The organism is Colwellia sp. (assembly GCF_013215345.1).
In the GTDB taxonomy this organism is placed as follows: domain Bacteria; phylum Pseudomonadota; class Gammaproteobacteria; order Enterobacterales; family Alteromonadaceae; genus Colwellia.
Genome location: NZ_JABSOV010000141.1, coordinates 1 through 8,431 on the forward strand (window position 1 = coordinate 1; position 8,431 = coordinate 8,431).

An 8,431-nucleotide genomic window follows, 5' to 3' on the forward strand; every position below is an offset into this window, starting at 1 on the left:
ACCGAAACGAATTTGCCTTGTTATTGAACCTCAAGCATAGTTCTGAGTTGGGAAGAAATTTAATCAAATTGGTATTAGTTTACAAATCGATTAGCAGTGTAGCAGAAGAGAGTTGAGCAAGACTATGGCTTACCTCATTGAAAGATGAGGCAAGCGGCAGCATTTTGTTACAGGGTGTTACTGGCTGTTGTTAGAGGATAAAACTAACGATTTTCTAGGCGATTAAAGTCGAGTAAACCGGCAGATTCTGGCTGGTTAGTTTTATACCAAAGATGTATTTCATCAGCATATTGCCAGAACTGTGGGTTGGTTCGGCGAATAGCAAATTTGCCTTTAAGTTTTTGATAATCTTGCTCGGTTTTTATCGCAGTAAAGCGGCTGACAAACTCAGTGAGTTGAGCTTGTTCAACCTTATAAAAAGCGTTGGGATAAGTACCAACAATACCGCGTAATACTGCAAGGGTGTCTTCTGCTGGCAGCCGTCTATTTTCTTCAGAAAATAAGTGCGCGACATTGCTGTGTGCGGAGTTATTGATCAAACTATAAACGTGTTTTTTATCGCCATTGGTTACCATGACATAACTTACTTGCGGTAATAAGGCGACGCTTGCTCCGGGCATACTTGCTAAGTCTGCTATCAGTTTATCGCTAGCACTTAGTGGCAATGACGTGAGGTTAAACTGGTTCACTTGGCGATTTTTGGTGTAATTAGCGACGAATTGAAAAAGCTCTTTTTTCGGGTTACTTGTTTGGTAGTTAAGCCCTGTTTCAGGTAACTGATAGAAATCGTCTGAAAAAATATAATCTTTAACTGTATCACTGGTGCCTCGATACCAATATTCATGCACTGATTTACGTTGTTCTTTCGGCAGTAAGCTAATGAAATTACTCTCTGCTTCCATACGTAAAAAGTCCATATAAAGACGAGTTTTTAATTGATGAGCAACATTGCCATAAACATCAAATCCAGCCACTAATAAATAATGAATACGCTCTAATAAGGGGTAAGTTATCAGCCAAGCCGTTTTAGGTGTTGGGCCAATAAAACCTTTTAATACCGAAGCACTGTCATAGTGTCTAAAGACCGTTAAGCTGGCGTTTGGGTTGCCTTTCCCTGACCAAATTAAATCTAAATTTATCTCGTTGGTCTGTAAGTTAAGCTCTTCTATATAAGCTAATTTATTTTTTACATATTCCTGCTGGCGATTAGCATATTGGCGCCAGTACAGTAGCGACATGGTTTTATCGCTGGTAGCGGCGGGTAATTGTAATAAATCAGTATTGGCCTTAATGAATTCGTCATTAGGGTAATTATCAAAACTATCAGGGTTAAGGAAAAATACCCAAAAGTTATCTTCAATCACATTTAAAGCAATTTGGCCTCGACATACCGGGCCTTTGATAAAGTTCATGATGGAGAACTGTGCTTGATCTAATAAAAATTGATAACGAGACTTATCGGGAATGGCTTGAAAGGTTTTAAAGGGATTTGAGGCATTCACTAGCTGGTAATCGGGTAGTGAATTCACCACATAATCGGGCTGATAAAAAAGTTCATTAAGTCGGGAAAACTTTGCTTCGCCAAACGGGTAGGGCATATGGCGCTTGGCAATAATAGTATCGTTGTGTTTGATCAGTCGATAGAAAACTTCTGGCTTATCAACAATCGCATCATTACGACCTTCGGCATAAGGTGAATCAAAAGGTCGGCGGGTAGTAATAACCGCGATTTTTTCGCCACTTGGTGTACTTGAGCGTACTAGTTTGAAATAACTGCTTGGTGATTTATCAAAATATAAGTTGGCTAGGTATAAATGCTCATATAAATAACGCGCGATCAGCTGCTCTTTTGCCGAGCTGCCATTGAGTAATTTTTCCCAACGGTTAATCATTTGTTGTTCTGCGCTGGTCGGTGGTGTCGTCGCTGGCATAATTGCGCCTTGGGCTAACCAAGTAGTTAATTTAGTATGTTCTTGCTCTGATAATCCCGGCAAAGCATAAGGCATTCCACCAAGTGGGAAGTTACTCTTGTATTGTGCAAACTCTTCTATGGTTGGGCACTGCTGGCTTCTATCGAGTGAAACATCGAAGCTGTCATTCAGTAATGCTTCGTTGGGCAGAGGATGCTGTTTTTTTAGCTGTACCATTTGATAAAACAAACTGGCTTGAGTATTGGCCTGCTCAGTTTGTTGGCGCTCATTAAGTACCGGGAAAAAGCCTTGCTGGCGCAGTGGCGCTAGGCTGTCACTATTCAATTCAGTTAACTTACTTAAACTATCGCTAATGTTGGCGGTAAGTAAACGTTCACCACTATAAACGATGGCTTTGTTGGCACCACGTTCAATACCGGCGCGACTTTCCATTTTTAACTGGCAAGGGGCATCGTAACAGCCGTGACAAACAACACAGCGGTTTTCGATAATTGGCTGTATTTGTTGATTAAAGTGTATTGCTTGCGCTGTGGTTGCTTTTGGTTGGCTTAGGCGATTATCAACTTTGCTAGGGCCATATAACTGATCAAACTCCATGACACCTAAGGTGGCACAGCCAGAAAGAAATAGAAAAACAAATAGCCATTGGAACTTACCCATGAGAAACCTTAACTTGCAGAAATGTGTACATATGCGCTTAAGTTTAAGCTATGTTGATGAATACTGTAAAGTTGTCATATATTGTCAGCAGTATTCATCAACATTGAATGGGCTTATCATTGTGTTTAGTAGCGATTTCTTAGCGCTGGGATATCAGTGTGATATTGCACAAACTCAACTTCATAACCATCAGCATCAAGAAAGTAGATATTCTCTCTATATTCATCTGGCGTACCGTCTTTATGAATGGCGAAGCCAGCTTGTGTTATCCGCGCTATGGTGCCTTTTAGGTCACTGGTGATATAAGCAAAATGCGCTAAACCTACTTGATGACCGGTTAAGTCTCTATTGTCACCAACGCCATTATCGGCGAAGGCAATATATTGATAATCATCACCAAAATGTAACCAGTTTCTCGGCTTTCCTGACCATTCTCCTTTGTCACCACCACGTACATGCCAGTGTGGAAAAGCGGCTTGATAAAAAGCTAAACTTTTTTCTATATCACTGACCACTAGGTTAATATGTTCTAAGGTAATCATAATTGCTCTCCTTTACGTTTTGATAACGTATTTGTTCTTTAAGTAGTGTAGTTGTTTATGCTTGGTATTTTTTATCAACTCGCCAAGACGGATTCAAACGGTTCTCTCCAGCCCAATAGAGCTTTATTTTGTTGCCGCTAGGATCACGTAAGCTTGCTTCACGCCATAGATAGGACTGATTTGTTGGTAACTGTTCAAATTGAATGCCTCGTTGTTGGACCTCAGCAACCCATGCATCTAATTCTTGATGTTCAAAGTAGATGATTGCTCCATTTAGATTCTTGCTATCAGCTAAGTCAGCTGCAAGACTGAGTGAAAACGTTGCACCATCATCAGGGCAAGCAAAGCGCACATAGTGTGGGGTATCAACAATTTGTAAAAAGCCTAACCGACGATAAAACTCAGTACTAGCGTCCATATCTCTCACCGGTAAAGTTACTTGATTTAAATTCATAATGACTCCTTGTTGGTATAATTAGTTTTAGCGGCGAATGGTTAACCTACATGCCGTATGGGTATAAATGCTCATTGTTATAACTGTTGCTTTGCAAACTATCACGTAAAGTTTTCATCGCTTGGCTGTAATAAAAAAGTGTATGCAAGCTATAGCCGATGCGGTGGCGGATACTTTTATCTCGGCGTGTTATAGCACTATCTTCAAGTGATGCTTCAAGTGAATCTTCCGCATTAACCGTATTGAGAATTTCTTCAACATTTCTAATAATTAGGTGATCGGGAATAGCAACCAACTTGTTATTTGAAAAGGCATTCATGCGTAATTCAGCGATAGGGTAAGCGCCGCTAATACCATTAACAACAGACACTAGCAGTACCGGCTTATGTCCTATATCAGTCGCTTGCGCCATCATCAATAAATTTTTCAATAACGGCGAGGCTGTACCGCCCCATTCCGGGGTAATAAGTATTAAGGCATCCATCGCTTGTAATTGCGCATTAATGGCCAGCCAATCACTATCATCTTGTTGTTTACTCATCTCTTCACCATCCCACATGGGTACACGTTGTTTACATAATTCAATATGCCGAACGGCACTAAATTGACCACTGTTGTCAGCTAGGTATTCAGCAACTTTAGCGCTTTGTGACTGTGTGCGTTGGCTAGCACTGATAATAACTAAATTCATCACAATTCTTTCCCTGTATTAAGTAAAGCATTTTATTTATTTAATAAGGTAAACACTTTACTAAATAAGGTCAAGTAAAATATAAACAAAAAACTTTACTTAATATTGTGCTAGACGATGAAATCGTGCTAAAAATGGGTAATAATGGCGTTATACATAACCTTTTGGCCGGAGCTCTAATGAAGACTCATGAAAAAATAATTCAGCTATTAAAGACCCAAGGGCCGTTAACGGCAAAAATATTGGCGAGTGAATTGGGTCTTACCACCATGGGGGTGCGTCAGCATGTACAAGGTTTGGAAGATTCGGGCGATGTGGTTTTTAAAGATGAAAAAGCTGCTCGCGGTAGGCCAACACGTTATTGGTCATTAACGGATAAAGGTAATAGTCGCTTTGCCGATCGTCATGATGAATTAACCGTGCAGTTACTGGACTCGGTAATCACTTTATTTGGTGATGATGGTATGGAAAAGCTGATCAGTCATCGAGAAGAAACGGCGATGGCAAACTATCGATTAGCGCTCGCCGATCGCTTTGGTATTGAAGAAAAATTACAAACCTTAGCTAAGCTGCGCAGTGATGAGGGCTATATGGCGACAGTAGAGCAGCATGACGGTATATATTGGTTAATGGAGAATCATTGTCCTATTTGTGCCGCCGCGACTAAGTGTTTAAGTTTCTGTCGCTCAGAATTACAGATGTTTCAAACACTGATGCAAGAGGTTGCTACCGTAAGCCGAGAAGAGCATATTATTGACGGAGCAAGGCGCTGTGCTTATAAAGTAACGCCCACTTAACGTCGGCATTACTTAGTTAACAGCATGCTGTTAATTTTCTGCTCATTTATCTGCTGGGTAAATAATACCTTGCTGTTTTCTTGCTTGTTCTATCACAGTTAATACCTGCTTCGAAAGCTGCCAGCTATTCACCGATGATTCATTATTCTCACTTTCTATTAAATCGATAAAATGGCTAAGTTCGTAAGTCATTCTATTATCAGTTTGCGCCACTGTTAACGTTTGGCTACTACCGTTGTTTAAATGCAAAGAAACTTCATTGAACAATGATGAGTGCTGCCACATTAAATGACCATTTTCACCCTGAATTTCGCAAACATTGCTGCCATTACTTAGTTTTGAGTAACTTATATGTACTTGTAAAGTGGCCTGGTTATTATCTGTCTCTGGCACATTGTAATTCAATAATAGATCGCCATAACCATCAACCCCGGTTGGTAATTTATAACATTGGCCTATGATCTCTGCCGGTAAACCGAATAAATCTATTGCCAAATATAAGGGATAAATACCAATATCCATTAAAGCACCATTGCCAAAATTTAAATTAAAGGTGTTTGGATTTTCACCCCGTAAATAAGCAGGATACCTAGATGAAAACTGGCAAAATGATGCGCTATATTTTCTTATTTTGCCAAGTGCTTTTAACTGTTTTTTTATTTGCTGGTAGTTGGGCAGAAAAGTTACCAGCATTGCTTCCATAAAAGTAACCTTGTTTGCTTTAGCGGCGGTAACCATTAGCGCAAGCTCAGCACAGTTAATTGCCACGGGTTTTTCACAGAGGACATGTTTACCGCCATTAAGCATGGTAATACTTTGCTGAGCGTGAAAGTTGTTGGGTGAGGCGATATATACGGCATCAATAAGATTGCTGTCTGCTAATAAGGCTAAATCAGTAAAACAATGTTCAATGTTATGTTTATTGGCAAAAGCTTGTACCGTTGTTTGATGGCGAGAATAAACTGCCACTAAATTAAAGCGAGGATCTTGCCTTGCAGCCTCAATAAAAGCGTCGGTGATTTTACTTGTACCGATAACGGCAAAATTAGTCATGTTAAAGCAGCCTTAAAAACATATTTGGGGCTGAAAATTATTACATGCAGTGGTTGAAGAGTCTATCAAGCACCTTGCTTTTTATTGATAAGGTGGCTTAGTTTTATAGCTAGTGGTTTAGATGTTTTTATTCCCCTCAGAAAAAGCGAGGGGAGTTTAATTTTATTGTGAACTTGTTATTGGTTTTTACAAAATGCTGTAAAAGCTGCTGGTTCATTGGTAAAGTTTTGTTCTTTCGCTAATAGCCAAGGGCGCTCACATTGATTAGTGTTAGTACACCAAGCGTAGCCGGCGGAGCTTTTACAGCCGTGTTTATCTTGGTCATTACCAACTAAATTCAATAGATTGAAAACAGTTTTACCTTCTTTAATGGTAGTTAACACTTTATTATTTTTAATCTCTCTAACTTCCTGCTTTAACGGGTTATTCTCGACAATAACAAAGTCCGCTAATAAACCTTCCTTGATCATGCCTTTACGGTTTTCTTCAAAGAACTGATAGGCTGGGCCTGTAGTTAAGGCTTGCAAAGCACTATAGGCATCAATACGTTGCTCAGCACCAATAATTTCACCAGATCTTGACTCACGTGCCATGGCTGACCACATGATAAAAAATGGGTCTAATGGCGTAACATTAAAATCAGAATGGTTGGAAGTAATAAGGCCGGCTGATTTGGCTGCTTTCATTGGGCTGATAAAATCTGCTTGTTTTTTGCCAATATTTTTCACATGCACATCACCCCAAAAATAGGTGTGCATAGAAAAATATGACGGTGTTAAACCTAGTTCGACATACTTAGCTAAGTGCTCTGGTCGTTGAAATTGAGAATGGACAATAACGGTGCGCCTGTCGTCTTTGGCGGTGATACCGGCGCTTTCGACGGATTTAATCATCATATCAATAGCGGCATCACCGTTGGTATGTATTTGCAAAGGAATATGAGCCGCAAACATTTTTTTCGTTAAGGCATCAAGCTGTGTTTGAGTAATTGACGACTCTCCATGCCAATGCTGCTGACCAGCAGGCCCAGTAGTTAAGTAGGGCTTAGAGACAAAGGCTGTTTTACCTTGCGGTGAGCCATCTAAAGTAATTTTACAGGCTTGAAGTTTAAATTTGTTCTGATATTCACCAAACTTATATTTGGGATTATCAAACCATTTATCCATTTCAGTAAAAGCCGCTAATGAAGCAATATCAATCACTAACTTATCTTGCTGCGCGGCTTTTAATAAAAAATCTATATGCTTGGTATGAGTAAAACCCTCGACCGCATGGGTATAACCTTGGCTGGTATAATGTTTTTGTGCCTTCGCCATTAAATCAAACATTTCTGCTTCACTTGGCTGCGGCAGTTTTTCAAAAACTGGTATATAAGCCATTTCCATAATTAAACCGGCCGGTTCATTACTGTGTGGCATTCTGGCAATAACACCACCTTTTGGTGTTTGGGTGTTTTTATCAATTTTAGCCCAGGCAAGGGCGTTAGAATTGAGTACTGCGCCATGCATAGAAACATGAATCAAGATAACTTTATGTTTGGGAAAGGCGGCATCGAGCTCGGTTTTGATGATATGTCGCTTTTCTTCGATAAGCTCTTGATCGTAACCCCAACCAACAAGCCAACCACCATCAGCAATGTTTTGCTCTTGCTGATAAGCTTTTAATTTAGCAATTATTTGCGGAATATTGGTGGCTGTACCAACGGGTGGGGCTGAAACATTAACCTGATTGACCATCATTAATGCCGACATAAAGTGACTATGAGGGTCAATAAAGCCAGGCAACATGGTGCTACCTTGTAGATCCATTTGAGTCATGGCTTCAGGGTATTGTTTTAATGCCGACTCTTTCTTACCGACAAAGACAATTTTCCCCTTATGTTCAACAACCGCTTCGACATAACTAGGCTGCTCACCGGTCATGGTGACAATATCGCCACCAAAATACAGTGTATAAGCTGAGTCTTGTTGGACTTGCGCTTTATCAGTCTTACTTGCTGTTTCACAGCCGGTAAGTAATATTAGCGCGGCAATAAAAATTCCTTTATTGAACATAATCATTCCTTTGTCTTTAATTAGTTACCGTCACGGTAGTACTGCCAGCATTAAAGCTACCGTTAGCAGCCGGTATTAAACATTGCACTGTGTTGCTGCCTACTGTAGTTGCTTCGAAGTGTCCTTTACTACCAGATTCGTTACTAATGGTGCCGATGTTATCTATGGAGTATTTGAAATTCCAGGTGGCTTCATTGGTCATAGTTGCTTGGGCTGGAGCGCCGCCAGATGGGTAGTCGTAGAGTACTA

General features: G+C 40.2%; 8 protein-coding genes. 1 reads left to right on the top strand and 7 read right to left on the bottom strand.

All coding sequences use genetic code 11. The features are described from left to right. Positions 1–203: 203 nt before the first annotated feature. The 4 genes from HRT50_RS16055 to HRT50_RS16070 all read right to left on the bottom strand — a co-directional run bounded on the left by HRT50_RS16055 (position 204) and on the right by HRT50_RS16070 (position 4,278). Positions 204–2,591, bottom strand: a complete 2,388-nt coding sequence (locus HRT50_RS16055) for a fatty acid cis/trans isomerase (RefSeq protein WP_291616312.1) — start codon at positions 2,589–2,591, stop codon at positions 204–206. A 125-nt stretch (positions 2,592–2,716) separates the two neighbouring features. Further along, positions 2,717–3,133 (bottom strand): VOC family protein, encoded by a 417-nt coding sequence (locus tag HRT50_RS16060; protein WP_291616314.1) that lies wholly within the window; start codon positions 3,131–3,133, stop codon positions 2,717–2,719. Positions 3,134–3,188: 55 nt separating this feature from the next. Further along, on the bottom strand, positions 3,189–3,587 hold the full coding sequence (locus HRT50_RS16065) for a VOC family protein (RefSeq protein WP_291616316.1): 399 nt from the start codon (positions 3,585–3,587) through the stop codon (positions 3,189–3,191). 46 nt (positions 3,588–3,633) lie between these two features. Continuing rightward, positions 3,634–4,278, bottom strand: coding sequence for an NAD(P)H-dependent oxidoreductase (locus tag HRT50_RS16070; protein ID WP_291616325.1), 645 nt, complete (start codon positions 4,276–4,278; stop codon positions 3,634–3,636). A gap of 179 nt (positions 4,279–4,457) precedes the next feature. Here HRT50_RS16070 and HRT50_RS16075 point away from each other — a divergent pair, with 179 nt between their 5' ends. Further along, positions 4,458–5,075 (top strand): metalloregulator ArsR/SmtB family transcription factor, encoded by a 618-nt coding sequence (locus HRT50_RS16075; RefSeq protein WP_291616318.1) that lies wholly within the window; start codon positions 4,458–4,460, stop codon positions 5,073–5,075. 42 nt (positions 5,076–5,117) lie between these two features. Here the strand turns inward: HRT50_RS16075 and HRT50_RS16080 are convergent, their stop codons facing one another. The 3 genes from HRT50_RS16080 to HRT50_RS16090 form a co-directional block, all read right to left on the bottom strand. Continuing rightward, the gene (locus HRT50_RS16080; RefSeq protein ID WP_291616320.1) at positions 5,118–6,128 is read right to left on the bottom strand and encodes a Gfo/Idh/MocA family oxidoreductase; all 1,011 of its coding nucleotides are present in this window, start codon (positions 6,126–6,128) and stop codon (positions 5,118–5,120) included. Between the two features lie 176 nt (positions 6,129–6,304). Beyond that, entirely contained in the window at positions 6,305–8,182 is a 1,878-nt protein-coding gene (locus tag HRT50_RS16085; protein ID WP_291616322.1) for an amidohydrolase, read from the bottom strand. A gap of 16 nt (positions 8,183–8,198) precedes the next feature. Continuing rightward, on the bottom strand, positions 8,199–8,431 hold a 233-nt coding region (locus tag HRT50_RS16090; RefSeq protein ID WP_291616323.1), incomplete at its 5' end, for a hypothetical protein.